General features: G+C 72.8%; 21 protein-coding genes. 14 read left to right on the plus strand and 7 right to left on the minus strand.

The genetic code is table 11. From position 1 onward, the window contains the following. Positions 1-235 precede the first annotated feature (235 nt). Both AB0G14_RS16325 and AB0G14_RS16330 read left to right on the plus strand, forming a co-directional pair. Entirely contained in the window at positions 236-1,027 is a 792-nt protein-coding gene (locus tag AB0G14_RS16325) for a deoxyribonuclease IV (protein WP_357697997.1), read from the plus strand. Then, positions 1,024-3,507 carry a hypothetical protein gene (locus AB0G14_RS16330; protein WP_357697999.1) on the plus strand — a complete coding sequence of 828 codons (2,484 nt, stop codon included), beginning with the start codon at positions 1,024-1,026 and terminating at the stop codon, positions 3,505-3,507. Before AB0G14_RS16325 ends, AB0G14_RS16330 begins: the two co-directional genes overlap by 4 nt. A gap of 52 nt (positions 3,508-3,559) precedes the next feature. Here AB0G14_RS16330 and AB0G14_RS16335 read toward each other — a convergent pair whose 3' ends face one another. From AB0G14_RS16335 to AB0G14_RS16345, 3 genes are all read right to left on the minus strand, one after another. Then, entirely contained in the window at positions 3,560-5,065 is a 1,506-nt protein-coding gene (locus AB0G14_RS16335; protein ID WP_357698001.1) for a glycosyltransferase 87 family protein, read from the minus strand. 118 nt (positions 5,066-5,183) lie between these two features. Next, a complete protein-coding gene (locus AB0G14_RS16340; RefSeq protein ID WP_357698003.1) occupies positions 5,184-8,036 on the minus strand; it encodes a transglycosylase domain-containing protein in 2,853 nt (950 codons plus the stop codon). Between the two features lie 196 nt (positions 8,037-8,232). Beyond that, a complete protein-coding gene (locus AB0G14_RS16345) occupies positions 8,233-8,700 on the minus strand; it encodes a DUF5318 domain-containing protein (protein ID WP_357698005.1) in 468 nt (155 codons plus the stop codon). Between the two features lie 175 nt (positions 8,701-8,875). Here AB0G14_RS16345 and AB0G14_RS16350 point away from each other — a divergent pair, with 175 nt between their 5' ends. From AB0G14_RS16350 to AB0G14_RS16360, 3 genes are all read left to right on the plus strand, one after another. Next, the gene (locus AB0G14_RS16350) at positions 8,876-9,514 is read left to right on the plus strand and encodes a PadR family transcriptional regulator (RefSeq protein ID WP_357698007.1); all 639 of its coding nucleotides are present in this window, start codon (positions 8,876-8,878) and stop codon (positions 9,512-9,514) included. 23 nt (positions 9,515-9,537) lie between these two features. After that, positions 9,538-10,617: an inositol-3-phosphate synthase gene (locus tag AB0G14_RS16355; RefSeq protein WP_357698068.1), complete on the plus strand. Its 1,080-nt coding sequence runs from the start codon at positions 9,538-9,540 to the stop codon at positions 10,615-10,617. A 143-nt stretch (positions 10,618-10,760) separates the two neighbouring features. Continuing rightward, a complete protein-coding gene (locus tag AB0G14_RS16360; protein ID WP_357698009.1) occupies positions 10,761-11,447 on the plus strand; it encodes a hypothetical protein in 687 nt (228 codons plus the stop codon). A 100-nt stretch (positions 11,448-11,547) separates the two neighbouring features. Here the strand turns inward: AB0G14_RS16360 and AB0G14_RS16365 are convergent, their stop codons facing one another. Both AB0G14_RS16365 and AB0G14_RS16370 read right to left on the minus strand, forming a co-directional pair. Next, entirely contained in the window at positions 11,548-12,027 is a 480-nt protein-coding gene (locus AB0G14_RS16365) for a methylated-DNA--[protein]-cysteine S-methyltransferase (protein ID WP_357698011.1), read from the minus strand. Positions 12,028-12,113: 86 nt separating this feature from the next. Further along, positions 12,114-12,518 carry a hypothetical protein gene (locus AB0G14_RS16370; protein WP_357698013.1) on the minus strand — a complete coding sequence of 135 codons (405 nt, stop codon included), beginning with the start codon at positions 12,516-12,518 and terminating at the stop codon, positions 12,114-12,116. Positions 12,519-12,625: 107 nt separating this feature from the next. On the opposite strand from AB0G14_RS16370, the gene AB0G14_RS16375 reads away from it, so the two are divergent. Together AB0G14_RS16375 and AB0G14_RS16380 are read left to right on the plus strand one after the other, a co-directional pair. Then, positions 12,626-13,147 (plus strand): hypothetical protein, encoded by a 522-nt coding sequence (locus AB0G14_RS16375; protein WP_357698070.1) that lies wholly within the window; start codon positions 12,626-12,628, stop codon positions 13,145-13,147. Between the two features lie 29 nt (positions 13,148-13,176). Next, positions 13,177-14,694 (plus strand): SPFH domain-containing protein, encoded by a 1,518-nt coding sequence (locus AB0G14_RS16380; protein WP_357698015.1) that lies wholly within the window; start codon positions 13,177-13,179, stop codon positions 14,692-14,694. A gap of 82 nt (positions 14,695-14,776) precedes the next feature. Here AB0G14_RS16380 and AB0G14_RS16385 read toward each other — a convergent pair whose 3' ends face one another. Beyond that, entirely contained in the window at positions 14,777-16,237 is a 1,461-nt protein-coding gene (locus AB0G14_RS16385) for a CCA tRNA nucleotidyltransferase (RefSeq protein ID WP_357698017.1), read from the minus strand. A 135-nt stretch (positions 16,238-16,372) separates the two neighbouring features. Between AB0G14_RS16385 and murJ the strand changes: the two genes are divergently transcribed. From murJ to AB0G14_RS16420, 7 genes are all read left to right on the plus strand, one after another. Beyond that, positions 16,373-18,121 carry a murein biosynthesis integral membrane protein MurJ gene (murJ, locus tag AB0G14_RS16390; RefSeq protein WP_357698019.1) on the plus strand — a complete coding sequence of 583 codons (1,749 nt, stop codon included), beginning with the start codon at positions 16,373-16,375 and terminating at the stop codon, positions 18,119-18,121. Positions 18,122-18,578: 457 nt separating this feature from the next. After that, on the plus strand, positions 18,579-20,180 hold the full coding sequence (locus AB0G14_RS16395) for a protein kinase family protein (protein ID WP_357698021.1): 1,602 nt from the start codon (positions 18,579-18,581) through the stop codon (positions 20,178-20,180). 43 nt (positions 20,181-20,223) lie between these two features. Next, a complete protein-coding gene (gene sigM, locus AB0G14_RS16400; RefSeq protein WP_357698023.1) occupies positions 20,224-21,045 on the plus strand; it encodes an RNA polymerase sigma factor SigM in 822 nt (273 codons plus the stop codon). Beyond that, positions 21,042-22,115, plus strand: a complete 1,074-nt coding sequence (locus AB0G14_RS16405; RefSeq protein ID WP_357698025.1) for a hypothetical protein — start codon at positions 21,042-21,044, stop codon at positions 22,113-22,115. The genes sigM and AB0G14_RS16405 overlap by 4 nt, the downstream gene beginning before the upstream one ends. Before the next feature lie 181 nt (positions 22,116-22,296). Continuing rightward, entirely contained in the window at positions 22,297-23,250 is a 954-nt protein-coding gene (gene trxB / locus AB0G14_RS16410) for a thioredoxin-disulfide reductase (RefSeq protein ID WP_357698027.1), read from the plus strand. Positions 23,251-23,279: 29 nt separating this feature from the next. After that, positions 23,280-23,603, plus strand: coding sequence for a thioredoxin (trxA, locus tag AB0G14_RS16415; RefSeq protein ID WP_151452747.1), 324 nt, complete (start codon positions 23,280-23,282; stop codon positions 23,601-23,603). Between the two features lie 151 nt (positions 23,604-23,754). Then, entirely contained in the window at positions 23,755-24,918 is a 1,164-nt protein-coding gene (locus AB0G14_RS16420; RefSeq protein ID WP_357698029.1) for an N-acetylmuramoyl-L-alanine amidase, read from the plus strand. 86 nt (positions 24,919-25,004) lie between these two features. On the opposite strand, the gene AB0G14_RS16425 is transcribed toward AB0G14_RS16420, so the two are convergent. Beyond that, complete coding sequence (locus AB0G14_RS16425; RefSeq protein WP_357450258.1) at positions 25,005-25,670, minus strand: GNAT family N-acetyltransferase; 666 nt, start codon at positions 25,668-25,670, stop codon at positions 25,005-25,007. Positions 25,671-25,851: the final 181 nt, after the last annotated feature.

A 25,851-nucleotide genomic window follows, 5' to 3' on the forward strand; every position in this document is an offset into this window, starting at 1 on the left:
CGGTATCGGTTCCGGGGCCGACCCCCGTCGCGCCGGGCCGCGCGACGGGGGTACCCCCGCTTCCCGGGCGGCTCGGCCACCCGGCGGGCCGACCTGCGGCCGCCTCGCCCGGGAGCACCAACCGTGGATCCCACTCGCATCAACGACCGCCGACGTCGGGAGGTGACGCGGGCACGCTTCCCACTCCCCACCGCCGTCGCTCCGGCTGTCGGCGCGGCGACGTAGGCTCCCGTGCATGCGTATCGGAGCCCACGTCGATTCGACCGACCCGCTGGCGGAGGCGACGGCCCGAGAGGCCGGGGCCGTGCAGTTCTTCCTCTCCGACCCGCAGGGGTGGAAAGCCCCGAAGCCCCGGGAGGACGCGGAGCGGCTGCGGGCGGCGAACGTCGACCTCTACGTCCACGCGCCGTACGTCATCAACGTCGCGACCCTGAACAACCGGATCCGGATTCCCAGCCGGAAGCTGCTGCTCGGGCACGCCCAGGCGGCCGCCGCCGTCGGCGCGAAGGGGCTGATCGTGCACGGCGGGCACGTCAACGCCGGGGACGACCTCGCCATCGGTTTCGACAACTGGCGCAAGACCTTCGCGTACGCGGCGGACTCGGGCGGCTTCGAGCTGCCGGTCCTGATCGAGAACACCGCCGGTGGCGACAACGCGTGCGCCCGGCGGCTCGACGCGCTGGCCCGGCTCTGGGACGCCGTGGGCGACTACGAGGTGGGCTTCTGCCTGGACACCTGCCACGCGCACGCCGGCGGCGAGGAGCTGCTCGGTCTGGTCGACCGGGTCAAGGCGATCACCGGACGGATCGACCTGGTGCACGCCAACAACTCCAAGGGAGCGTTCAACTCCGGGCAGGACCGGCACGACAACCTCGACGGCGGGACGATCGATCCCGAACTGCTGGTGGCGGTGATCCGCGCGGCCGGCGCGCCGGTGATCGTCGAAACCCCGGGCGGCGTCGAGGGCCAGGGTGCCGACATCGCCTTCCTGCGTGACCGGCTCGGTGCGGAGAGCCCCGCCGCATGACGACCGACCAGTCCGCCACCGGCGGCCCCCGCCCCGCCGCCGACCCGTCGGCGGCTTCCGGCGACGGCTCGCCGGCCAGTCCACCCCCGGGCCCGACCACCTCCACCGACGCCGCGCGCGCGGGCGTTCCCGACCCGGCCGACCCGGCCAGCGGTACGGATGGCGGCACCACGCCGACGGCCGGTGCTCCCGCCGGGACCCGCTCGACCGACAAGGACCCGGCCACCAGGGACGCCCGCGGCACGAGCGGCAGAGGCAACGACCGGCCGGGCACGGTCAGCGGCACCGGCGACGCCAAGGCCGGCGACGCCACGAACAGCGGAGACGCCAGGACCAGGATCGGCGACGCCGGAACCAAGCCCGGTGACGCCGGAACCAGCGACGACGTCACGACCGACGGCGACGTCAAGGCCGCCGCCGGTGACGCCGGCACCACCGGCGACGGTGGGGCCAAGGGCGCCGACGGCAAGGACCGCAAGGCCAGTGCGGCCGAGGCCGGTGCTGCCAAGGCCGGCAAGGACCGCAAGGACGGTGCCGCCAAGGAGGGTGCCGCCAAGGAGGGTGCCGCCAAGGAGGGTGCCGCCAAGGAGGGTGCCGCCAAGGCCGGCACGGACAAGGCCGGCACGGACAAGGCCGGCACGGACAAGGCCGGCAACGGCAAGGAGAGCGGCAAGGCCGAGGAGGGCGGCAAGGAGGCGGGGAAGCCGGACCGGTGGGCCGCCTTCGCGTCCGCCCCGGAGCCCCGGCCGAGCTGGGTACGGCGGGCCGCCCGGGCGGTCGGTCGCGTGCTGATCCACGAGTGGACGCTCGCGACGCTCGGCTCGCTGGCACTGGTCGTCCTGATGACCTGGCCCACCCTGCGCTACCCGTTGCACACCCTCCCGCAGGACTACTGGGACCCGAGCCTGCAGGCGTGGCAGATGGCCTGGTCCGGGCACATCCTGCTGACCAACCCGGCGCAGCTGTGGCAGTCGAACACCTTCTTCCCGGAGGACTGGAGCTTCGCCTTCTCCGACACGCTGCTCGGCTACGCCCCGGCGGGCATGATCGGCACCGGCCCCGAGGCCGCCGTGCTGCGCTACAACATCATGTTCGTGCTGGCCCACGCGCTCGCCACGCTCGGGGCGTACGCGCTGGCCCGCCAGCTCGGCGCGGGCCGGATCGGCGGGGCGGTGGCCGGGGTCAGCTACGCCTACGCGCCCTGGCTGCTCGCGCAGGCCGGGCACCTGCACGTGATCTCCAACGGCGGCATCCCGCTGGCGCTGGCCATGCTGGCGCGAGGCCACGGCTACTCGCTCCGCCACGGCTACCGCCCGGAGCGCCGGCACGACGGCTGGGTCTACACCGGCTGGCTGGTGGCCGCCTGGCAGCTCAGCCTGGGCTTCGGCATCGGGCTGCCGTTCGCGTACTTCCTCGGCGGCACGGTGGTCGTCGCCGCCGTGACCTGGTATGTCCGGCGAACCTGGTCCTGGGCCGTGAAGCGCCCGTTCGGGCGCCGGCTGCTGGCCGCGGACCTGGTCGGCGGGCTGCTCTTCGCCGGTGTCGGTGCGCTGCTGGCGGTTCCGTACTTCACCGTGAAGGAGCAGCACCCGCAGGCGGAGCGGACGGTCGCCGACATCGGCATCTTCTCCCCGCCGGCGAGCGGCTTCTTCACCGCGCCTGCCGAGTCGCGTGTCTGGGGCGAGCTGCACGAGGGCGCGCGGGCGGCGCTGCCCTGGCACCCGGAGATGACCCTGCTGCCCGGGTTCGTGCTCTACGCCCTCGCCGCCGGCGGGCTCTTCTTCTCCGTCTGGAAACTGCGCCACCGGCTGCTGCTGCTCGCCGGGGTGGTGGTGACCATGGTGCTCGCCATGGGCACCCGGTTCTTCGACGGCACGTACACCTACGTGCCGCTCTTCGAGCACCTGCCCGGGTGGAGCGGCCTGCGCACCCCCGGCCGGCTGATGCTCTGGACCACGCTGCTGCTCGGGCTGCTCGCAGCGGGCGCGGTCAGCGCGTTCGCCACGCGGGTGCGGGAGATCTGCGCCGAGCGGATCCCCTCCTGGCCGGGCCCGTGGCTGCGCCTGGCCACCCTGCTGCCGCTGGTGCTGGTGATCGCCGAGGGCCTGAACGTCACGCCGCACCCGGTCGTGCCGCAGCAGCCCGCCGCGATGCGGACCGTGGCCGGCCCGCTGCTGGTGCTGCCGAGCAGCCAGAACCTCGACCAGCCGGTGATGCTCTGGTCCACGACCAGGTTCCAGGACGTGGTCAACGGGGGCAGCGGCTTCACCCCGCACCAGCTCGACGAGGTACGCCGGGTGACGCTCTCCTTCCCGGATCAGACCAGCGTCGACTACCTGCGCGTCCTCGGTGTCCGCAACGTGCTGCTGATGCGCGACCAGATCGCCGGCACGCCGTGGGAGGTCACGGTCGACGTGCCGGTCGACGGCCTGGGCATCACCCGCGAGGAGATCGGCCAAGTGGTGGTCTACCGGCTCTGACCCGCGTGCCGCCGGCCGCCCGGGTGTCACCTCGGGCGGCCGGCGGGACGGGTCACGCCGGAAGGGGTGCCGGCTCGGCGGGTGCGGTGGGCCGGCGTCGCCAGCGGTCGAACCAGGGTGCGTCCGGCGAGCCGTCGAGGAGACCGCCGTCCGGGTCGTCGGCGTACGTGGCCCGCACCGGGTCGAGTTCCGGCCGCAGGATCTCCCGCACGACCAGCACGCAGAGCACCACCACGGTGGTCAGGCGCAGCGTGGCCGCCAGCACGAAGACTCCCTCCGGGAAGACCGGCTTGCCGGTCGACGCGCCGAGCAGTTCCCCGTAGAAGGCCGCGAAGTAGCAGACCTCGGCCACCTGCCAGGCCAGGAAGGCGCCCCACTTGGGGCGGGCCAGCACCACCAGCGGCAGCAGCCAGAGCACGAACTGCTGCGACCACACCTTGCTGAAGATCAGGAACGCGGCGACCACCAGGAACGCGAGCTGGGCGAGCCGCGGGCGGCGCGGCGCCAGCAGCCCCAGCGCGGCCACCCCGAGGCAGGCCAGCCCGAAGAGGGCGTACGACAGGGCGTTCAGCGCCGGGATGTTGACGTTCAGCCACTCGAAGGGCCCGAGGTCGGCGGGGTTGGCGCTGCCGACCTTTCCGTCCAGGTAGCGCCCGATGTACCAGAGGGTGCCCCAGTCGATCGGCCGGGTCGAGTTCAGCTCGAAGAACCGGTCCCAGTTCTCCCGGTACGGGACGGCGACCGGCAGGTTCACGGCGACCAGGGACACCAGGGCCGCGCCGACGGCGGTGAGGGCGGCACGGAGCCGCCCGGCGCGCAGCGCCAGCACCAGGATCGGGCCGAGGACGAACAGCGGCCACATCTTGGCCGCCCCGGCGAGGCCGAGCAGGACGCCGGCGAGCAGGGGCCGGCTGCGGGCCCAGGCGAACAGGCCGAACGCGGCCAGCCCGATGGCGAGCAGGTCCCAGTTGACCGTGGCGGTGACCATCAGCGCGGGGGCGAGCGCGAAGAGCGCGGCGTCCCAGGGTCGTCGGCGGCGCAGGGCGAGGATCACCGCCACCGTGGCGACCGCCAGCGCGCCGAGCACCAGCGCATTCAGGTTGTAGAACCACTGGCCCTGGTTGATCCCCGGGTCGTTCTCGCCGAGGGCGTGCACGGGCAGGCCGAGCGCGCCCATGAAGTAGCCGGTGAGCACCGGGTACTCGACGGGGTGGTCCCGGTAGGGGACCGCGCCCTCGTTGAGCCGCTCGGCGTAGTAGAGCGCCAGCACGTCGGTGTAGCAGAACCGGGTGTACTGCACGTTGTTCTGCCACGCGCCGTCCTGGCAGGGCGACTTCTGCACCCAGTGCAGCGCCAGGGTCAGGCAGACCAGGGCCAGGACGATCCTGGCCGCCGTCCAGAACCGGCTCTCCCGCCCGGCGGGCCGGTCGAGCGCGACGGCGTGGTCGCCCAGCGGGCCGCCGATGACGCCGGAGACGCCCCGGACGAAGCCGTCGGACCGGGACGGGTGGTCGGCGGCACCGGCGTCGTCGATGCCTCGCGTCGGCTGCGTGCTCATGAGGGTGCATCCTGCCGTACGACCGGCCACCGCGTCCCCTTCAGCACCCGACACGTCGGTACGCGGAAACGCCGCCGGCGGCCGGACAGGTCGTCCGGCCGCCGGCGGCGTTCGTGGCTCAATCGTCGTCGGGTCGGGGTGTGAGGCTCGGGAGCAGCCCGTCACCGCCGCCCCCGCCACCCGGCCGCGGGTCAGTCGGGTCGGTGGGACTGGTGGGACCGCCCGGGTTGCCGCCGCCGTTGTTGCCACCGCCGTTGTTGCCGTCCGGCGGGCAGAACGGGTTCAACGGGTTCGGGCAGTTCGGCGGGGTCGGGGGCGGGGACGGCGGGGGCGCCTCGCCGTTGCCGGAGTTGGGGTCGCCGATGTTCGCCGCAGGCGGGAAGTCCTTCTTCTCCCGATAGTTGTCTGAGGTCTTGTGCGCCTCTTCCATGAACCGCTCCCAGATGTCACCCGGGAGGTTCGAACCACTGACCCGACGGCCGTCCTTCAGCTTGAGCGGCAGTCGGTTCTGCAGGTTGCCGACCCAGACTGCGGTGGCGATCTGTGGCGTGTAACCGATCATCCAGGCGTCGCCGTTCTCCGGGCTGTCCGGCTTCTGCTCCCAGGTGCCGGTCTTGGAGGCCGCCTTGCGGCCCTCCTCCAGCCGGTGGTTGACCTGCGCCGGGTACTGCTCCAGCACCGAGGTCACGTCGGCCACGACGTCCTTCTCGATGCGCGGCTTCGGGGAGAGCTTCTCCCCGCCGACCTTCTTCCACTTACCGGTTATCTCGTCCCGCTCCTCCACCGAGTAGAGGAAGTGGGCCTTGTTGTAGACCCCCTCGTTGGCGAAGGTGGCGACGCCGTTGGCGTGGTCGAGGACGGTGACCGGGTACTGGCCGTAGCCGACCACGTGGAAGAACGGGCTCGGCGCGATCTTCTTCGGATCGGTCTTGGTCAGGTCGTACGCCTTCGCCGGGTTGGTGTCCGTCCGCCACATGGTGGTGACGCCGGCGTCGGCGGCCATCTTGATGACCTTGTCCGGACCGATCTCCTGGGTCACGTGGTAGAAGGGCACGTTGAGCGACTTCAGCGTGGATTCCTTCAGGGTGCAGGAGTCGCCGCACTTCGGGTTGTCGACGCCCGCGTTACTGACCTTGAACTCGGTGCCCTCCGGGGTGAACGCCCGGCCCTTCCAGCGCGACTCCAGAGCCTTCTGCGCCCGGAGTGCCGCAGCCAGCGTGTAGATCTTGAAACTGGAGCCCGGCGAGTGACCGCCGGTGACGTTCCCATTGGCGTCGGTGTTCTTGCCGGCGTAGTCGGTGCCGGTGCCGTTGTCGCCGCCGTAGTAGGCGAGCACCCGGCCGTTGTCCGGGTTGATGGCCACCACCGCCGCCATCAGGTTCTTCGGCTGGCCGGCGAGCTCAGAGCCCTTGGTCTTGCGCTGGGCCGTCTCGACCGCCGCCTTCTGGATCTTCGTGTCGATGGTGGTGCGGATCCGGTAGCCGCCGGACATCAGCGCTTGCGAGCAGAGCTTCTTCTGCTCGGTGACCTGGGACTCGTCGTCGACGCAGAGGCCCTGGTCCCGCATCTCCTGCTTGACGTAGTTGATCACGTTGCCGTACGGGGTGTCGACGCCGTAGTCGAGGCCGGCGCCGCCCTGGTTCGGCTTCTTCACCGTCGGGTACTCGGTCGGCGCCGCCGGCTTGCCCGGGGCGTTCAGCCAGCCCTTCTCGACCATGCCGCTGATCACGTAGTCCCACCGGGACTTGGCCTCGGCGGGGTTGACCGCCGGGTCGTAGCCCTTGTGGCCCGCGCCGGCCTCCGGCTGCTTGATCAGCGCGGCGAGGACCGCGCCCTCGGCGACACTGAGGCTCTTCGCCGGCTTGCCGAAGTAGGTCTGCGCCGCCGCCTCGATGCCGTGCGCGCCCCGCCCGAAGTAGATGATGTTCAGGTAGTGCTGCATGATCTCGGGCTTGCTCTTCTGGTCGTTCAGCTTCGAGGCGAGGATCGCCTCCTTCACCTTCCGGGCGTAGGTGTCGTCCTTCAGGTTGTCGTAGGCGTTGCGGGCGTACTGCTGGGTGATGGTCGAGGCACCCTGCTTGTCGCCGCCGGTGAGGTTGTTCCACGCGGCGCGGGCGATGCCCTTGTAGTCCACACCGGAGTGCTCGTAGAAGTTCCGGTCCTCGGCCGCGGCGACCGCGTCCTGCACGTGCTTCGGGATCTGGTCGATGGTAACCAGGGTCCGGTTCTGCGTGCCGACCTTGGCGATGGGCGTCTTGTTGTCGAACGCGTAAAGGGTGGTCGCCTGCGGCGGCGTGGTGTCCTCGGGAAGCACGACGCTGGTCGAGTAGTAGGTGAAGCCGACCACGCCGAGGCCGGCGAGCATGATGAAGACCGCGAACGCGGCGATCAGCATGTTCATCCGCTTGCGCTTCTTCGCCCGCGCCGCCTTGGCCGGGTCGCCCGAGCCGCGACCGCCGCGGCCGGGGCCGGTCGGCCCCCCGGGGCCACCCGGGCCACCCGAGCCCGGCGAGACGCTCGCCCGCGCCGACGCCCGGCCCGCGACGCCGCCGACGGCCGCCGAGCCGACGCTGGCCCGCCCGGCCGAGGCGGCACCGACCGTGGCGCGGCCGGCCGATCCGCCGGCCGCCGGGGAGACCGGCACCGATGCGCGGCCCGCTCCCGCCCGGCCCGCGGCCGGCGCCGGGGAGACCGGGACGGAGGCCCGGCCGGCGCCGGCACGACCGGCGGAGGCGGAGCCCACCGAAGCCGAGCCGGCGGCCGGACCGCGCGGCGGCACGGCCGCCGAGCCGCCGACCGAGGCCCGCCCACCGGCGGCACTCCGGGGCGCGACCGAGGCGCGACCGGCCGGTGCCGTACCCTCCTGCGCAGCCGACCAACCGCCCCCGCGGGCGTCACCGCCGGGGTCGCCGTGCCGGCCCGGAATATGGGCCCGCCCGCGCGGGGAACTGGGATCGCCGTACGAGTTCATTCCTCACACCCTGCCGTCGCGGTGGGGCACGACCGCGCCGCCACCGGTTTGCCGTGAGATGGGACACCCGCCGGTGTGGCACAAGCGTGCCGGTCGACCGGTGTCAGTTGTGAATCAATCGGGCCAATCAGACCAACGAGCCGTCGGTCACCCCGGGCGCGCGCGTGCTGGCCGGGGTCGGCCGATCGAGCCAGGATCACCGTTGCGCCTCTCGCCTCCGTCGACCGACCGCACCGGTGCCCGAGGCGGCCGCGCCGCCCACCGCGTCCTGCTCCGGCCCGCCCTCCGGGTCCCCGGCCAGCCCGTCCCGGCCGAGCAGGTACTGCTCGACGAGATGGTTCCAGTCACAGCCGAGGCACACCTCCACCACGAAGACCTGGAACTCACGCAGCGTCATCGCCAGCACGGGCAACTCGGCCAGCGTCCGGGCCTGGCCGGCGGACTGCTTGAGTTCGTCGCCGTAAATGTAGTGGACGCGCGTCAGGTTCTCGCTCCGGCAGATCGGGCACCGCTCGTCCGTCGGTTCGCCGTGGTAGCGGGCGGCGTTCTTCAGGTACGGCGACGCGTCGCAGACGTCGTACGTGCCGACCCGACCGGCGAGGAGCTCACGCAGCACCGCTCGCTTCCGGAGCGAGTAGTCCACCACCTGGCGCTGCGTACGCATGCGGAAGAGGGTACGCGGTCTCGCCGGACGGGGCGACCACGGTGACGATGCGTGACCACAGAACCGCGGAAACGGGGGTTTGCCCTGATCACGGTGATCCGCTAGCGTGCGATGTATCGGTCCGATACATCGCGGCGGTTACCACTCCGCGTAGAGGGTACAGAGAGGATGGCCCGTGCTCGAGTTCGCCATCCTCGGCCTCCTGCAGGAGTCTCCGATGCACGGCTACGAGCTGCGCAAGGAGCTGACCGCCAAGCTCGGAGCGATCCGGGCGGCGATCAGCTACGGCTCGCTCTACCCGACCCTGCGTCGGTTGCAGGCGGCGGGGTGGATCACCGAGGCCGCCGAGACACCCGCCACCGCCGAGGAGGTTCCCGCGCTGACCAGCCGACGAGGTCGGGTGGTCTACAAAATCACCGCGGAGGGCAAGGAACGCTTCGCCCAACTGATCGCACAGGCCGGGCCCGAGACGTACGACGACACGGGCTTCGGCGTGCACTTCGCGTTCTTCGCCCGGACCGACCAGGCGACCCGACTCCGCATCCTGGAGGGTCGCCGGCGAAAGATCGAGGAGCGTCGCGAGGGGCTTCGCGACGTGCTCGGCCGGGCGGCCGAGCGCCTCGACGCGTACACGCTGGAACTGCAGCGCCATGGCTTGGACGCCTGTGAGCGCGAGGTCCGCTGGCTGGAGGAGCTCATCGCCAACGAGCGCTCCGGCCGTGCCCCGACGGTCCCGGGAACCGGGACGGCCGGCGGCCGACGAGAAGACAACAGCCCGCCTCCGCCTGGAGAGTCCAGGAAAGAGCGGCCGTGATGAAGAAGAAGGAGGCAGACGCTATGGGCTCCGTCCGCGTCGCCATCGTCGGTGTGGGTAACTGCGCCTCGTCCCTCGTGCAGGGCGTGGAGTACTACCGGAACGCCGACCCGAACGACCGCGTCCCGGGTCTCATGCACGTCACCTTCGGCGACTACCACGTCTCGGACGTGCAGTTCGTCGCGGCGTTCGACGTGGACGCCAAGAAGGTGGGCATGGACCTCGCCGAGGCGATCGTCGCCAGCGAGAACAACACCATCAAGCTCTGCGACGTGCCGCCGACCGGCGTCAGCGTGCAGCGCGGCCCGACCTTCGACGGTCTGGGCCAGTACTACCGCGAGATCGTCGAGGAGTCCGACGCCGAGCCGGTCGACGTGGCGCAGGCGCTGCGCGACGCGCAGGTCGACGTCGTCGTCTCCTACCTGCCGGTCGGCTCCGAGCAGGCCGACAAGTTCTACGCACAGGCCGCGATCGACGCCGGCTGCGCGTTCGTGAACGCCCTGCCGGTCTTCATCGCCTCCGACCCCGAGTGGGCGAAGAAGTTCGAGGACGCGGGCCTGCCGATCGTCGGTGACGACATCAAGAGCCAGGTCGGCGCCACCATCGTGCACCGCGCGCTGGCGAAGCTCTTCGAGGACCGCGGGGTCGAGCTGCTGCGCACGTACCAGCTCAACTTCGGCGGCAACATGGACTTCATGAACATGCTGGAGCGCAACCGGCTGGTCTCGAAGAAGATCTCGAAGACCCAGTCGGTCACGTCCCAGATCCCGCACGAGATGAGCAAGAGCGACGTGCACATCGGCCCGTCGGACCACGTGCCGTGGCTCGACGACCGCAAGTGGGCGTACATCCGCCTGGAGGGTCGCTCCTTCGGCGACACCCCGCTCAACGCCGAGCTCAAGCTCGAGGTGTGGGACTCGCCGAACTCGGCCGGCGTCATCATCGACGCCGTCCGCGCCGCGAAGATCGCGCTCGACCGGAAGATCGGCGGCCCGATCCTGTCGGCCTCGTCGTACTTCATGAAGTCCCCGCCGGTGCAGTACGCCGACCACGACGCGCACGCCGCCGTCGAGGCGTTCATCGCCGGTGAGGTCGAGCGCTGACGCGCCGACCACCAGCACCGCCGAAGGCCGGGTCCGCACGGACCCGGCCTTCGCCGCGTCCGGCTCTCCCACCGCCGTACGCGCGACACCACCGGCGTCGCACGGGGTCGAGCAATCGGCGACGCGCGGTTAGGCTGACCGCCGTGACGTCCGTCCCACGCCCCGGCCGCCGCCGAGCGGCACGATGGGCGATCGGCGCGGTCGCCGGCACCGTGCTTCTTCCGGTCCTCGCCGGCTGCGCGGCTCCGGGCACCGGTCCAGGCACCGGTCCCGCCTCCGCACCGAACGACAGCATCACACCGGCCCTGCCGGCCACCTCCGCGACGGTCACCGAGGCCCGCTGCGTCCGCGCGAAAGCCCCCGTCGCGCGCCCAGGAGAGATCACCCGGGCGGCCGGCGGTGCCCCGACCGCCACGCCGAGCCGACCGGGCAGCGGCCAGCCGCTGACCGACGAGCAGCGGCGCGAGGAGGAGTTCCGCCGTCAGCAGGCGGCCAATGACGCCTTCCGGCAGCGCGGCACGCTCGATGCGGAGGCGGCCAGCGGTGCCCGAGCCTGCGCGGCGGAAGTCATGCGGAGCCTCAACCTCCTGGCCGCTGGTGGGCGGGACGACCCCGGGGAGGAATCCGTCCGGCGGGCCGTCGCCGCGACCGGGCTGACCGACGTCACCGTCCGGCCGCCGGGCCGGCTCGACCTCGGCCCCGGTGACGGCCTGCTCTTCGCGGGGTGGACCGGCCGGGCGTGCGTCTTCGGCAGCGTCCGGGCGGGCGACGTCGCCGTGGAGATCGGCACCCGCATCGCCGACGGCGGCTGCCTGCCCGCCCCGGGCTGACGTCGCCGGGGGCCGGCGGGGCGGCTTGGCCCCAGATCCGGACCAGGCGCGTCGCACAGCGACCCGCATCAGGACCGGCCCGTCGCACGGCGGCCCAGCGTCAGGACCAGGCGCGTTGCAGGGCGACCCCGGCCTCCAGTTCGAGCAGCTTCACCTTGCGGTCCAGGCCGCCGCCGAAGCCGACCAGCTTGCCGCCCGCCCCGACGATCCGGTGGCACGGCACGAGCACCGGGATCGGGTTGCGGTTGCAGGCCACCCCGACCGCGCGGGCGGCGCCCTGGTCGCCGAGCCGCCGGGCCACCTCGCCGTAGGTGAGCGTCTCCCCGTACGGGATGCGGGTCATCTCCCGCCAGACGCCACGCTCGAAGTCGGAACCGCCCGGCACCGCCAGCGGCACCGCGAACTCGGTCAGCTCGCCGGCGAAGTACGCCCGCAGCTCCGTCACGGCCTGCCGGGCCGTCTCGTCGCCCGGCTCCTCGTCGGCCGTGCCGACCCGGCCGAAGTGGGCCCGGCACACGTGTGTCCCGTCGGTGGCGACGGAGAACTCGCCGATCGGGGAGTCGAGCACGGTCCAGCGCATCTCCCCATTGTCCCGGTCGCGCCCGGCCTGGCTGGTGCGCCCCGGCGACGCCGTCGGGTGGCCGCCGGCATCCCGCCCCGGACGGCTCAAAGCAGGGTGAAGCCGAGCAGCAAGGCACCGGCGCTGAGGCTGGCGCCGCCCGCGACCGTCAGCCAGATCAGCTTGTTGGGCCTGGTGTCCTGCGGCCGGGCCACCGAGAGGAAGAAGCCGAGTGGCATCAGGATCGGCGCCGCCACGAGCAGGGTGCGGATGAGCGCGCGGGTGCCGTCGGACGCGTCGGCCTGGTCGGCGTAGGGCAGCACGGCCAGCGCGAAGAGGACCAGCACCCCGGCGTGCGCGTGGCCGGCGGTCCACAGGCCCCGGCGGACCGGGTTGTCGAGGTAGCCGGCCTTGCGCCGGGTCAGGTGCATGAGCAGGGTCAGCCCGCCGTACGCCACCGTGACGACGGTGATCAGCAGGATGCCGGCGGTGGTCAGGGTTGCCGAGGACATGGGCACCTCCGTCTTGTCAATGTCAAGATTGGCTGCTCGCCGGAATCTTGTCAACAGCTAGATTCGTGTCCGGCGAGTTCGGCGGCACGTTGCGCCAGATCGGTACGGTGCGGGTCGTGGCCACGGGGACACTGATCTTCCTCATCATCGGCGGAGCGGGCGTCGCGGTGCTGGCGCTCGCCCTGCTCGGCACCGAGCTGCTGCACTTCGGCAACCCGGACTTCGACGGTCCCGTGTCGGTCGAGGCGGTCGCCGGGTTCACCGGGGCGCTCGGCTTCGGCGCCGCGATCGCCAACGAGCTGCTCGGCGGGCGTACCCCCGGGATGATCGCGGTGGCGCTGGCCGGCGGCCTCGTCGCCGCCGTGCCCACCGCGTGGGCGGCGTCCCGGCTGAGCCGGGCGGCCCGCGACATGCGCACCGACCCCACCCCCACCCGCCACCACCTGGTCGGCGCGCTCGGCCTGGTGGTCACCCCGGTGCCCGCAGACGGCTACGGCGAGGTCCGGGTCCGGGTGGCCGGCCAGCCGGTCAAGCTCAACGCCCGGGCCGACCGACCGATCCCGGTCGGCGCCCAGATCTTCGTGGTCGAGGCGCTCAGCGAGACCAGCGTGCACGTCGAAACCTACTGAACCCCCTCATAGCAGATCAGGACGGTCACATGCCCCTTCTCATCGCCATCGGCGGCGCGGTCCTCCTCGTCATCGTGCTCGTGCTCTTCGTCCTCTCCCGGATCAAGGTCGCCGGACCGAACGAGGCCTTCATCGTCACCGGCCGCAAGGGCCGCACCACGCAGACCGCCGACGGCGGCCGGTCCACCGACATGTCCGGGCAGAAGGTCGTGCTCGGCGCGTCCGTCTTCGTCCTGCCGGTGGTGCAGAAGCTCCAGTCGCTCGACCTGTCCAGCCGGCGCATCGACGTCGGCATCAAGGGCGCGGTCAGCAAGCAGGGCATCCGCGCCGACCTGCACGGCGTCGCGATCGTCAAGGTCGGCGGCACCGAGGACGCCATCCGCGCCGCCGCCCAGCGATTCCTGCACCAGCAGGACGAGATCGAGGACTTCACGCGGGAGGTGCTCGCCGGCGCGCTGCGCTCGATCGTCGGCCGGCTCACCGTCGAGGAGGTCATCCGGGACCGGGCGGCGTTCGCCAGCGCGGTCGCCGAGGAGGCCGAGCACTCGATGACCAACCAGGGCCTGGTGCTGGACACCTTCCAGCTCCAGGACATCCTGGCCGAGGGTTCCTACCTGCAGGACCTGGGCCGGCCGGAGGCGGCCCGGGTGCTCAAGGACGCGGCGATCGCCGAGGCGCGCGCCCGCCAGCAGGCCGAGCAGGAGCGGCTGCTCGCCGAGGAGGCCATCGCCGAGGCCAACCGGAACCTGTCACTCAAGCAGGCCGCTATCCAGGCGGAGATCGACGCGGCCAAGGCCAAGTCCGCCGCGGCCGGGCCGCTCGCCCAGGCCGAGCGGGACCAGGCGATCCTCTCCGAGCAGCAGAAGGTCGCCGAGCGCAACGCCGAGCTCAAGCAGCGCCAGCTCGACACCGAGGTGCGCAAGCCGGCGGACGCGGCCCGGTACAAGGTGGAGCAGGAGGCCGAGGCGGCCCGCAACGCGGCCGTGCTGAACGCCGACGCGCAGCGGCAGGCCGTCATCGCCGCCGCGCAGGCCGCCGCCGAGCAGGCCCGGCTCACCGGTGAGGGCGAGCGGGCCCGCCGGGCCGCGCTGGCCGAGGCCAACGCGATCGAGGGCGCCAAGGAGGGCGAGGCCGAGCAGCGCCGCCGCTCCGCCATCGCCGAGGCGGTCGAGCGGGAGGGCCAGGCCGAGGCCGCGGCCATCCTGGCCAAGGGCCAGGCCGAGGCCGACGCCATGGCACGCAAGGCCGAGGCGTTCGCGGCGTACGGCGAGGCCGCCGTGCTGGACCTGCTGGTCAAGGTGCTGCCGCAGGTGGTCGAGGCGGCCAGCGCCCCGATCGGCGCGATCGACAAGATGACCGTCATCTCCACCGACGGCGCCTCGTCGCTGACGAAGTCGGTGGCGGGCAACGTGGCCCAGGGGCTCCAGCTCGGCAGCGACCTGACCGGGATCGACCTGGCCGGCCTGCTGGCGAAGCTCGGCTCGGCGTCGTCCGTTCCCGGCAACGGCAAGCCGTCGGTCGACGCCACGGCGGTCGAGACCCGCTGACGTCACCGGGGCAGCGGTGTGGCCGCTGCCGCGACAGGGCGCCGTCCCCGGCCCGGGGGCGGCGCCCTGGTCGGGTGGCCGACTACTCGACGATGCCCTCGTCGCGGGCCCAGCGCAGCAGCTCCGCCTCGGCCTCGTCGCGGTCCAGCGGGCCGCGCTCCAGGCGCTGCTCCTTGAGGTGTTTCCAGGCCCGCCCGACGACCGGCCCCGGCGGCACGCCCAGCAGCTCCATGATCGCGTTGCCGTCCAGGTCGGGCCGAACCCTCGCCAGGTCCTCCTCGGCGGCGATCCGGGCGATCCGCTCCTCCAGCGCGTCGTAGTCCGCGGCGAGCTGGGCGGCCTTGCGCCGGTTGCGGGTGGTGCAGTCCGACCGGGTCAGCTTGTGCAGGCGCGGCAGCAGGTCGCCGGCGTCGGCGACGTAGCGGCGCACCGCCGAGTCGGTCCACTCGCCCCGGCCGTAGCCGTAGAACCGTAGGTGCAGCGCGACCAGCGCGGTGACCTTGGAGGTGATCTCCTTGGGGTAGCGCAGCGCCTTCATCCGGGCCTTCGTCAGCCGGGCCCCGACCACCTCGTGGTGGTGGAAGCTGACCCGGCCGTCCGGGCCCACCGCCTTGGTCGCCGGCTTGCCGACGTCGTGCATCAGCGCGGCCATCCGCAGGATGAAGTCCGGCCCCTCGGTCTCGTACGAGACGGCGTTGCTCACCACCGTGAGGGTGTGCTCGTAGACGTCCTTGTGCTGGGCGTGCTCGTCGATCGTGAGCTTCAGCCCGGTCAGCTCGGGCAGGAAGCGCTCGGCGAGCCCGGTGTCGACCAGCAGCCGCAGCCCGGTGATCGGGTCTGCGCCGCAGAGCAGCTTGGTGAACTCGTCGCGGATCCGCTCGGCGGTGATCCGGTCCAGGTCGGCGGCCATCAGGGTCATCGCCGCGTGGACGTCGGGGTGCACCGCGAAGCGCAGTTGGGCGGCGAACCGGGCCGCGCGCAGCATCCGCAGCGGGTCGTCGCCGAAGGACTCCCCGGGCGTGCCCGGAGTGCGGATCACCTTGGCGGCGAGGTCGTCCAGCCCGCCGTGCGGGTCGGTGAAGCGGTGCTCGGGCAGGCTGACCGCCATCGCGTTGATGGTGAAGTCGCGCCGCCGCAGGTCCTCGGCGAGGTCAGTGCCGTACTCCACGATCGGGTTACGGCTGACCTGGTCGTACGCCTCGGCCCGGAAGGTGGTGATCTCCAGCCGCAGCCCGTCGCGCTGGCACCCGATGGTGCCGAACTCCCGGCCGGTCTCCCAGACCGACTCGGCCCAGCCGCGCACGATGCGCAGGGTCTCGTCCGGGTGCGCGTCGGTGCAGAAGTCGAGGTCGTCGCCGAGGCGGCCGAGCAGGGCGTCGCGGACCGAACCGCCCACCAGGTGCAACTCGTGGCCGGCCCGCGCGAACCGGCGGCCCAGCTCGTCGGCAACCGGGGAGACCCGGAGCAGTTCGGCGACGGCGTTGCGCTGCGCGGCGGTGAGTTCGCGGCGGTCGGCGGCGTGGGGAGCGGAGGCTTCGGACATGGGAGCGCCAGACTATCGGTCCCGGCGGGGATGCGGTCCGCCGGGCGCGGGTATCGGGCGACTGTTGACTATCGTCTGTGACGTGCGGGCCCGTGCCCGGCTCGGACGTACCCCCTCTGCCTTGGAGGCGACAAGATGAGCGGCGGTCTCTACCGCAGCGCGAACGCCGCCCAGGGCGGCGCCGCGCCCGGCCGGCCGTCGGACGGCGCCACGTTCATCTCCGCCGAGCCGCTCAACCAGCCGGCCATGGAGTCGACCGCGCCGCCGCAGGAGCAGGTGGCCGAGGCCAGCGCCGCGACCAACAGCGCGGTGATGGCGATCGGCAGCCTCGTCAGCCGGGGTACGGGCTTCCTGCGCACCCTGGTGCTGACCGCCGCGCTGGGCGGCGCGCTGGTCGGTGACGCGTACACCACCGCGCAGATCCTGCCCGGGATGGTCTACGAGTTCCTGCTCGGCGGCATCCTCACCAGCGTCCTGATCCCCGTGCTGGTACGCCGGCGCAAGGCGGACGCGGACGGCGGTCAGGCGTACGCCCAGCGGCTGCTCACCCTCGCGGTGGTCACTCTGGCCGGGGCCGCGCTGCTCGCGGTGCTCGCCGCCTCCTGGCTGACCGAGCTGTACACCAGCGACAACCGCGGCGGCGACTACCAGGACCTGGTCACCAACCTGTCGTACCTGATGCTGCCGATGATCTTCTTCACCGGCCTCAGTGCGCTGATCAGCGCGGTGCTCAACACCCGGGGGCACTTCGCCGCGCCGATGTGGGCGCCGATCCTGAACAACCTGGTGGTGATCGGTACCGCCGGGCTCTACATCGCGATCTTCGGCGCGGACATCATCCGGCCGGAGCAGATGACCCCCGGGCGGATCGTGCTGATCAGCGGCGGCACGCTGCTCGGCGTGGCCATCCAGGCCGCCGGCCTGCTGCCGGCGCTGCGCGAGGTCGGCTTCCGGTGGAAGCTGCGCTTCGACTTCCGCGCCCTGGGGCTGGCCGAGCTGGGCCGCCTGGGCGGGTGGATGTTCTGCTACGTCGCGGTCAGCCAGGTCGGCCTGATCGTGCTGTTCAACCTGCTGAACCGGGCGGGCGACGGCGACGCCGGCGCGCTGATCTACAACAACGTCTTCCTGCTGTTGATGATGGCGCACGGCATCATCGCCGTCTCGATCATCACGGCGCTGATGCCCCGGATGAGCGCGGCCGCCGCCGACGGCCGCTACGCGGACCTCGCCGCCGACCTGTCCCGGGGCACCCGGACCGTCTCGGCGGTGCTGGCCCCGATCGCCGTCTGCTACGCCGTGCTCGCCACGCCGCTGTCGGTGGTGCTGTTCCGCTACGGCGCGTTCAGCGACGACAACGCGGCCGACACCTCGGTGGTGTTGCTGGTGGCCGCGCTCGCGCTGGTGCCGTTCGCGGTCAGCCAACTGTTCACCTTCGCCTTCTACGCGCTCCCCGACACCCGGACCCCGGCGCTGATCAACATCCCGGTGGTGGCGCTTCGGATCGGCGTCCAGATCGTCCTCTTCGCCGCCTTCGCCGCCCACTTCGCGGCCGCCGGAATGATGATCGGCAACGCCGTCTCCTACCTGGCCGCCGCGATCGCCTCCGCCTGGCTGCTCCGTCCCCGGGTCGGCCGGATCGGGCTCGGCGGGATCATGCGCACTCTCGGCCGGGTCGCGGTCGCCGCGCTCGGCGCGGCACTGGCCGGTCTACTGGTGGTCGCCCTGCTGCCCGGCGACGACACGCCGACCCGCCTGGAGGCGATCATCCAGCTCGTGGTCGGCGGCGCGGTGATCGGCGGGACCTACCTCGGGCTCGCGATGGCGCTGCGGATCGGTGAGATCACCGAGGTCGTCGGCATGGTCCGCCGCCGGCTGGGCCGCTGACGCGCCGCGCTCGGGTGCGGGCCGACGACCCGCGGATGGTCTGCACGCTCTGTGAACGAGGATCACCAGCCTGGGGATGCGCCTGTGGATAACTCCGCGAGTCACCGCTCAGCCGCCGGAAGGGCCTGTGGATAACCAGCCGTACGGCTGAGCATGGCGGCACGGTCGGAGGGAACCCGGGGGCGTCGGCGTCGCCGCCACACAGGTCAGCCCCTCCGGCGAACACTTGCGGTCAACGTCTAGATTGGTTAGTACATGTGCCAGCAACGTGGCTGACAACGGTCGCAACCGGACAAGTTGATCGCCGGCCGGCAGCCCGACCCGGGAGCGGCGCGAAGATGACATGTCGGGGAGACCGCCAACCCGGGTAAGGTCGCTCTCGACGGGTACGGCAGGCGCCGACGCTCCGCGTCGACGCCGGTCGGCCGGTTCCTTCGAAGGCAGAGCGGGAAGCCACATGCCCAGCAGCGCGGGTCCATCGATCGACACGATCACCGAGGGAGGACGGGTGACCCAGGTCGGCGAGGGTCAGGAGACGGAGGAGAGCGCTCCGCAGGTCATGACCTTCGGTGCTCCCACGGCCGGTGAGATCCTCGCCGAGCGTTACGAGCTGGTCGAGCACATCAACAACGACAGCGCGGGTCGGCTGGTCTGGCGGGGCGTCGACGTCATCCTGCGCCGTCCCGTCGCGGTCGTGCTGCGCTACCCGGGTGGCGACTCCGCCACCGAGATGCTCCAGGGCGCCGTCGCGGCGAGCCGGGTCATCCACCCCAACCTGGTCGGCGTCTACGACGCGATCGACGAGGCCGAGCGGGCGTACGTGGTGCGCGAGTGGGTCGACGGGCGGTCCCTGCGTGAGCTGGTCGCCGACGGCCCGCTGGACCCGGCCCGGGCCACCACCATCGGCAACGCCGTCGCGAGCGCCCTCGCCGCCGTGCACGCCACCGGCATGGTGCACGGCAACGTCCACCCCGGCACGGTGATGATCAGTGACGACGGCCGGGTGGTGCTGGCCGACGCGCGTACCGACGGCGACGACAGCCAGCAGAGCGACGTTCGCGCGATCGGCGGGATCCTCTACTTCGCCCTGACCGGGCACTGGCCGCACGCCGAGGCCCCGCTGCGCGGCGCCACCGCCGGCCACGGCCGGGCCGCCATCCCCGACGCCGTCCGCGACGCCGCCGGCGCGATCGCCGCGCCCCGGCAGGTCCGGGCGGGCGTGCCGGCGTACCTCGACGACCTCACCATGGACCTGCTCGACGCCGAGATCGCGCCGCCCTCGTCGGACGTGCTCGCCGCCGAGCTGGCCCGCCTGGACGTGCCGGCCGACGAGCAGTTCCTGGACAGCACCGGCCCGCTGCGCTTCGCCGCCGACACCGCCGACGAGCCGTCCCCGCTGGCCGCAGCCGGCGGTCGCAAGGTCGCCATCGGCATCGCCGGCCTGCTGGCGGTCGCCCTGGTGGGCCTGCTGATCGGCATCAGCGTGCTGGGCGGGGGCGACGGGAGCCCACAGACCCCGGTGGCCGCGCCCTCGTCGAACGCGCCCGGCGGCGACGCCACCCCGGCCGCCACCACGGTGCGGGAGCTGAAGATCAGCGGTGCCCGGATCATCGACCCGGAGGGCGACCGGCAGGAACTCCGGAACGCAGACCGGGTGTTCGACGGCGACGAGGACAAGGGCTGGGAGACCCAGACCTACCGCGGGCGCGCCAACTTCGGCAACCTGAAGAAGGGCATGGGGGTCTGGATCGACCTCGGCGGCGAGCACACCGTCAAGTCGGTGCAGGTGCTGCTCTCCGCCCGGGGCGCCTCCGCGCAACTGCTCACCGGAGCATCCAACCCGCCCTCGTCGTCGACGGGCGACGGCCAGCTCTACGCCGAATACAAGGGGAAGCCGATCGGGCAGCCGTTCGAGGAGCACGACGGCACCAAGATGACCTTCAACGGCTTCGACGGCGACAAGAAGTACCGCTACCTGCTGCTCTGGATCACCGAGCTGCCGCCGAGCGACGGCGGCTACAAGCTCGGCGTCCAGGAGATCACGGTCCAGGGATCGTGAGCCGGCCGCCGCGCCCAGGGCACCGCACCCGCCGGACGTGGTGATGGGCGTACGCGGGGAGCGGACGAGCGGTGGACCGGTGGGCGGAGCGAGCGGCCCACCGGTCGCGTCGTCGGTGCCGCCGGCCGGGCCGACGGACCTGGAACTCCTGCACGCCCACGTGGCGGGCGACCGGGACGCCTTCGCCGAGCTGTTCCACCGGCACCGCGACCGCCTCTGGGCGGTGGCGCTGCGGACGCTCGGCGACCGCGAGGAGGCCGCCGACGCCCTCCAGGACGCGCTGCTGTCCGCCCACCGCGCCGCCGGCCGGTTCCGGGGCGACTCGGCGGTCACCACCTGGCTGCACCGGATCGTCGTGAACGCCTGCCTGGACCGGATCCGGCGCCGGCAGGCGCATCCCACGGTCCCGCTGCCGGACGGCGTCCGGGACGGCGACTCCGACTCCGCCACGGGCGGCGTCGAGCCGGCGGCTCCCGTTCACGACCACGACACGGCGCTGGTGGTCCGCCAGGCGCTCGCCGGGCTGCCGGCCGAGCAACGATCGGCGCTGATCCTGGTGGACGTGCAGGGCTACCCGGTGGCCGAGGTGGCCCGGATCCTCGGCGTCGCCGAGGGCACGGTCAAGAGCCGGTGCGCCCGGGGCCGGGCCCGCCTCGCGACGCAGCTCGGGCACCTGCGCCCCCGGCCCGCCCCGCAGCCGTCCGAGCCGCCAGGCCCCGCCCCGCAGCGGCAGGAGTCGCCGCAGCCCGCCCCGGCGGCGGGCCCCAACGTGCCGGCCGTCACCGGAGGGAACCCGCGACCGCCCGAGGGCGTCCGATCGGGGTCGGGACGGTCCCGGCGGGATGCCCACCAGGAGGACGCGTGACGGCCGGGGGGTTCGGAGAGGTCGACCACGACCTGCTCGCCGACTACGTCGGCGGGGCGCTGGACGGCACCCCGGACGAGGCGCGCGTCGCCCGGCTGGTCGACGAGGACGCGGCCTGGGCGGAGGCGTACGCGCTGCTGGCCCCGGCCCTGGCAAGCGTCCGGGCCGACCTGGCCGCCGCCTGGGCCGGCCCCGCCCCCGAGATGCCCACGGACGTCACCGACCGGCTCGTCGCGGCCCTGGCCAACGCCCCCGCGCCCGATTCCGGCCCGCTCGATCCGACGCCGGCCCGCGCCGACCTGGTGCATCCCGAGCCGCCCGACTCCGAGCCGGCCCGCTCCGAGGCCGTTCGCCTCCGCTCCGGGGGCGGCGACGCGCTGCCTGCCGACGAGCCGGGGACGGGCAGGTCGGGCGCGGTCGTGCCGGCACAGCCGCTCGGCGGGTCCGCGCGGCGCCCTGCCGGCGTACCCCGCTCGGAGCCCGGCCGGGGCGCGGCCACGGGGCCGGGCCGACGGCGCCGCCGCTGGTCCCGGCTGGCCGGCCCGGTCGCGCTCGCCGCAGCGTCGATCGCGGCGGTCGGGCTGGGCGTCAGCCAGCTCACCGGGCAGCAGGGGGACGGAGCCGCGGACACGGCGTTGTCCCGGCCGACCAGACCGGAGGTCGCCGGCCCCGCCGGCACGCCGTTCCGGGCGGGCATGCCCACGCTGCGCAGTGGGAGGGACTACACGCCCGAGTCCCTGGCCGACGTCTCGCCGACGATGGGGGCGCAGCGGTTCAGCGCCGATCCCCGGCCCAACGTCGAGGGTGGGCGGCTGCCCGGCGACGCGGTCGGCCTCGACCGGCTCACCGACCCGGCCGCGTTGAGCGACTGCATCGACGAGATCGGTGCCGAGCACGGCGGCGGGCCGCTGGTGGTCGACGTGGTCGACTACGCCCGGTTCCAGGGCCAGCCGGCGCTGGTCGTCCGGTTCACCGACAACAGCGGCGCGCACTGGGCCTGGGTGAGCGGACCGGAATGCGGGGTGCCCGGATCCGGCTCGGACAGCCGCTACCGCACACGGGTAGGGTGAATTCGCGGCCACCGGACGTTTGACCGGCCACGTGACCTGACCCACCGGATGACCGGCTCGGGAATCCCCGGTTCGTACGATGACGTTCTGCACATCAGGCTGCCGGCACCGCGAGGGGCGTCGGCATCGGATCGGCATCGGTGCGCGCGCCGATGGCGAACAACACTATCGGGAGACGGCAGTGGACGAGGTCCGCAACCTGATCATCATCGGCTCCGGGCCGGCCGGTTACACGGCGGCGGTCTACGCGGCGCGCGCCAACCTCAAGCCGCTCATCATCGAGGGCGTGCAGTCCGGCGGCGCGCTGATGACGACGACCGAGGTGGAGAACTTCCCCGGTTTCGCCGACGGCATCCTCGGCCCCGAGCTGATGGACAACATGCGCAAGCAGGCCGAGCGGTTCGGCGCGGAGTTCCTCACCGACGACGTGACGCGGGTGGAGCTGAAGGACACCGGCAGCGTCGGCTCCGACGCGGTCAGCACCGTCTGGGTGGGTCAGACCGCCTACCGGGCGAGGGCCGTCATCCTCAGCACCGGCTCGGCGTGGCGTCCGCTGGGCGTCCCCGGCGAGCAGGAGTACCTGGGCCACGGTGTCTCGTCCTGCGCCACCTGCGACGGCTTCTTCTTCCGCAACCAGCACATCGTGGTCGTCGGCGGCGGTGACTCGGCGATGGAGGAGGCCAGCTTCCTCACCCGGTTCGCCGAGTCGGTCACCATCATCCACCGCCGGGACTCCTTCCGGGCCAGCAAGATCATGGCCGAGCGGGCGCTGGGCAACGAGAAGATCAAGGTCGAGTGGAACACCGTGGTCGAGGAGATCCTCGGCGACGACGGCAAGGTCTCGGGCGTACGGGTGCGCAACACGCACACCGGCGAGTCCAAGGTCCTCGACGTCACCGGCGTCTTCGTGGCCATCGGCCACGACCCGCGCAGCGAGCTCTTCCGGGGTCAGGTGGAGCTGGACGACGAGGGCTACGTGAAGGTCCAGTCGCCGAGCACCCGGACCAGCATGCCCGGTGTCTTCGCCGCCGGCGACTTGGTGGACCACACCTACCGGCAGGCCATCACCGCCGCCGGTACGGGCTGCGCCGCCGCGCTGGACGCCGAGCGCTTCATCGCCACGCTGCAGGGCTGAACAACCGAAAACTCCGGAGGAGGGTCATAGTGGGAGCAACGAAGTCGGTCACCGACGCAAGTTTCGCCGCCGACGTGCTGAAGTCCGACAAGCCGGTTCTGGTGGACTTCTGGGCCGAGTGGTGCGGGCCGTGCCGCAAGGTGTCGCCGCTGCTGGAGGAGATCGCCGGCGAGATGGGCGACCAGGTCACCATCGTCAAGCTCAACATCGACGAGAACCCGGAGACCGCCCGCACGTACCGGGTGATGTCCGTCCCGACCCTCACCGTGTTCAAGAACGGCGAGCCGGTGCAGTCGATCGCCGGCGCCAAGCCGAAGGGTGAGCTGGTCAGGCTCATCGAATCGGCGCTCTGAGCTGCACGTACGCACGTCGACCCCGTACCCGGTCCGCCCGGGGGACGGGGTCGACGTCTTTTCCCGGCGTGCCCACCTGAGGTCCCCGGAACGCATAACCTCAACCCCGGGGCCGCCCGGCCAGCCAGCGTCCGTGCAGAGGGGGTCGTGCGTGCGTCCGATCCGACCCGGTGACCGTGGACCCGCGGTCACCGAGATCCGTACGGTGCTGACCGGCCTCGACCTGCTCGCGCCGATGGCACCCGACGCCGACGAGTTCGACACCCACACCGAACGGGCCGTGCGGGCCTTCCAGCAGTCCCGGGGGCTCAGCGTGGACGGCCGGGTCGGCGCGGAGACCTGGCGGGCCCTGGACGCCGCCCGCTGGCGGCTCGGCGCCCGCACCCTCTACCACGCGGTCCCCGAGCCGCTCACCGGCGAGGACGTCCGGTCGCTCCAGGAACGACTGCTGGAGATGGGGTACGACGTGGGGCGCGCGGACGCGATCTACGGCGTACGGACCTCGCGGGCGGTCGCCCAGTTCCAGCGCGAGGTCGGGCTGACGCCCGACGGCTCGTGCGGGCCGCACACCATGAACGCGCTGCGCCGGCTCGGGCGCAAGGTCGTCGGCGGGCGGCCGCAGTGGCTGCGCGAGTCCGACGCCATCCGGCAGTCCGGCCCGACGCTGGTCGGACGGACCGTGGTCGTCGACCCCGGTCACGGGGGCACCGACCCGGGCGTGGTGGTGCCGGACGGGCGGCTGCGGTGGACCGAGGCGGACCTGGTGCACGACCTGGCCAGCCGGCTGGAGGGCCGGCTCGCCGCCTCCGGCGTCCGGGTGCAGCTCACCCGCGGGCCGGCCCCGGAGGACTGCCTGCCGGACGTCGACCGGGCCGAGCTGGCCAACTCGCTCGGGGCCGACGTGTTCATCTCGCTGCACCTCGACGGGCACGCCAACCCGGCGGCCGAGGGCGTCGCGACCTACCACTACGGCACCGACAACGGGGTCACCTCGGCGACCGGGGAACGGCTCGCCGGGCTCGTGCAGCGGGAGATCGTCGCCCGTACCGGGCTGCGCGACTGCCGTACGCACGCGAAGGCGTGGGACCTGCTCCGGCTGACCCGGATGCCGGCCGTACGCGTCGAGGTCGGCTACCTCACCTCGCCCGGCGACCGGGCCCGGCTGGTCGACCCCCGGTTCCGGGACCGGGTGGCCGAGGCCGTCGTGGCCGCGGTGCAGCGGATGTACTTCCCCGTGGAGCGGGACGTGCCCACCGGCTCGATCGACGTGAGCGAGCTGCGGGCGGTCGTGGCCGCCGGCACGGTGGTGGACTGAACGGCGGCCGGCGCAGGCGTGGGCCGGGCGGTCCTGGGCCGGGCAGCGGCCCGGGCTGTCGTGGACCGAGTGGGCGGTCGGCGCGGTCAGCCGGCGGTGGAACGGGTGGCCGGGGCCGGGCGGACCGGGCGGAGCAGCGTCTCGGGGCTCATCGAGCCGAGCAGCTTCTCCAGCGCGTACTCGACGTCGGACTTCCAGCTCAGGGCCGTGCGCAGCTCCAGCCGGAGGCGGGGGAAGCGCGGGTGCGGGCGGACCGTCTTGAAGCCCACGGAGAGGAAGAAGTCGGCCGGGGCGACGCAGGTGCCGGCCGGGTCCGCCGCGTCACCGAACTTCGCGTCGCCGAACGCCTCGATCGCCTTGATGCCGCGCTTGGTGAGATCCCGGGCGACCCCCTGGACCAGCATCCGGCCAAGCCCGCCACCGGCGAAGGCGGGCACCACGTTGGCCGTCATCAGCAGCGCCGCGTCGGCCGAGACCGGGGAGGTGGGGAACGCCATCGAGCGGGGCACGTAGGCCGGCGGGGCGTACAGGACGTAGCCGGCCGGCATGCCGTCGACGTAGACGAGCTTGCCGCAGGACCCCCATTCCAGCAGCGTCTGCGAGACCCAGGCCTCCTTCTCCAGCCCCGGGTCGCCCGCGGCGCAGGCCCGGTCCGCCGAAACCGGGTCAAGCTCCCAGTAGACGCACTGCCGGCACGGACGGGGCACGTCCTCCAGGGTGTCGAGGGTCAAGCTGACCAGACGTCGCGACATTGGCGCATCCCCACATTAGGCTCGGAGGTGAGACCGGCACGGAACGACAACGCCGCCTTCCTGCCCCCGACGAGCGATCGTACGCCGGTTCCGGACGCCACGGGAGGGGACGCGGGAATGACCACCTCCGGGAGGGCCACCGGTGGTCCGCGATGTGGACGCTGGTCACGTCGTGGCGGCC

Origin of the sequence: Micromonospora sp. NPDC023814 (genome assembly GCF_040639595.1) — a bacterium.
Taxonomy (GTDB): Bacteria; Actinomycetota; Actinomycetes; order Mycobacteriales; family Micromonosporaceae; genus Micromonospora.

Coding starts and splice junctions, on each gene's coding strand:
- AB0G14_RS16325 (WP_357697997.1), top strand. CDS start 236: ATGCGTATCGGAGCCCACGTCGATTCGACCGACCCGCTGGCGGAGGCG.
- AB0G14_RS16330 (WP_357697999.1), top strand. CDS start 1,024: ATGACGACCGACCAGTCCGCCACCGGCGGCCCCCGCCCCGCCGCCGAC.
- AB0G14_RS16335 (WP_357698001.1), bottom strand. CDS start 5,065: ATGAGCACGCAGCCGACGCGAGGCATCGACGACGCCGGTGCCGCCGAC.
- AB0G14_RS16340 (WP_357698003.1), bottom strand. CDS start 8,036: ATGAACTCGTACGGCGATCCCAGTTCCCCGCGCGGGCGGGCCCATATT.
- AB0G14_RS16345 (WP_357698005.1), bottom strand. CDS start 8,700: ATGCGTACGCAGCGCCAGGTGGTGGACTACTCGCTCCGGAAGCGAGCG.
- AB0G14_RS16355 (WP_357698068.1), top strand. CDS start 9,538: ATGGGCTCCGTCCGCGTCGCCATCGTCGGTGTGGGTAACTGCGCCTCG.
- AB0G14_RS16365 (WP_357698011.1), bottom strand. CDS start 12,027: ATGCGCTGGACCGTGCTCGACTCCCCGATCGGCGAGTTCTCCGTCGCC.
- AB0G14_RS16370 (WP_357698013.1), bottom strand. CDS start 12,518: ATGTCCTCGGCAACCCTGACCACCGCCGGCATCCTGCTGATCACCGTC.
- AB0G14_RS16380 (WP_357698015.1), top strand. CDS start 13,177: ATGCCCCTTCTCATCGCCATCGGCGGCGCGGTCCTCCTCGTCATCGTG.
- AB0G14_RS16385 (WP_357698017.1), bottom strand. CDS start 16,237: ATGTCCGAAGCCTCCGCTCCCCACGCCGCCGACCGCCGCGAACTCACC.
- murJ (WP_357698019.1), top strand. CDS start 16,373: ATGAGCGGCGGTCTCTACCGCAGCGCGAACGCCGCCCAGGGCGGCGCC.
- AB0G14_RS16395 (WP_357698021.1), top strand. CDS start 18,579: ATGCCCAGCAGCGCGGGTCCATCGATCGACACGATCACCGAGGGAGGA.
- sigM (WP_357698023.1), top strand. CDS start 20,224: ATGGGCGTACGCGGGGAGCGGACGAGCGGTGGACCGGTGGGCGGAGCG.
- AB0G14_RS16425 (WP_357450258.1), bottom strand. CDS start 25,670: ATGTCGCGACGTCTGGTCAGCTTGACCCTCGACACCCTGGAGGACGTG.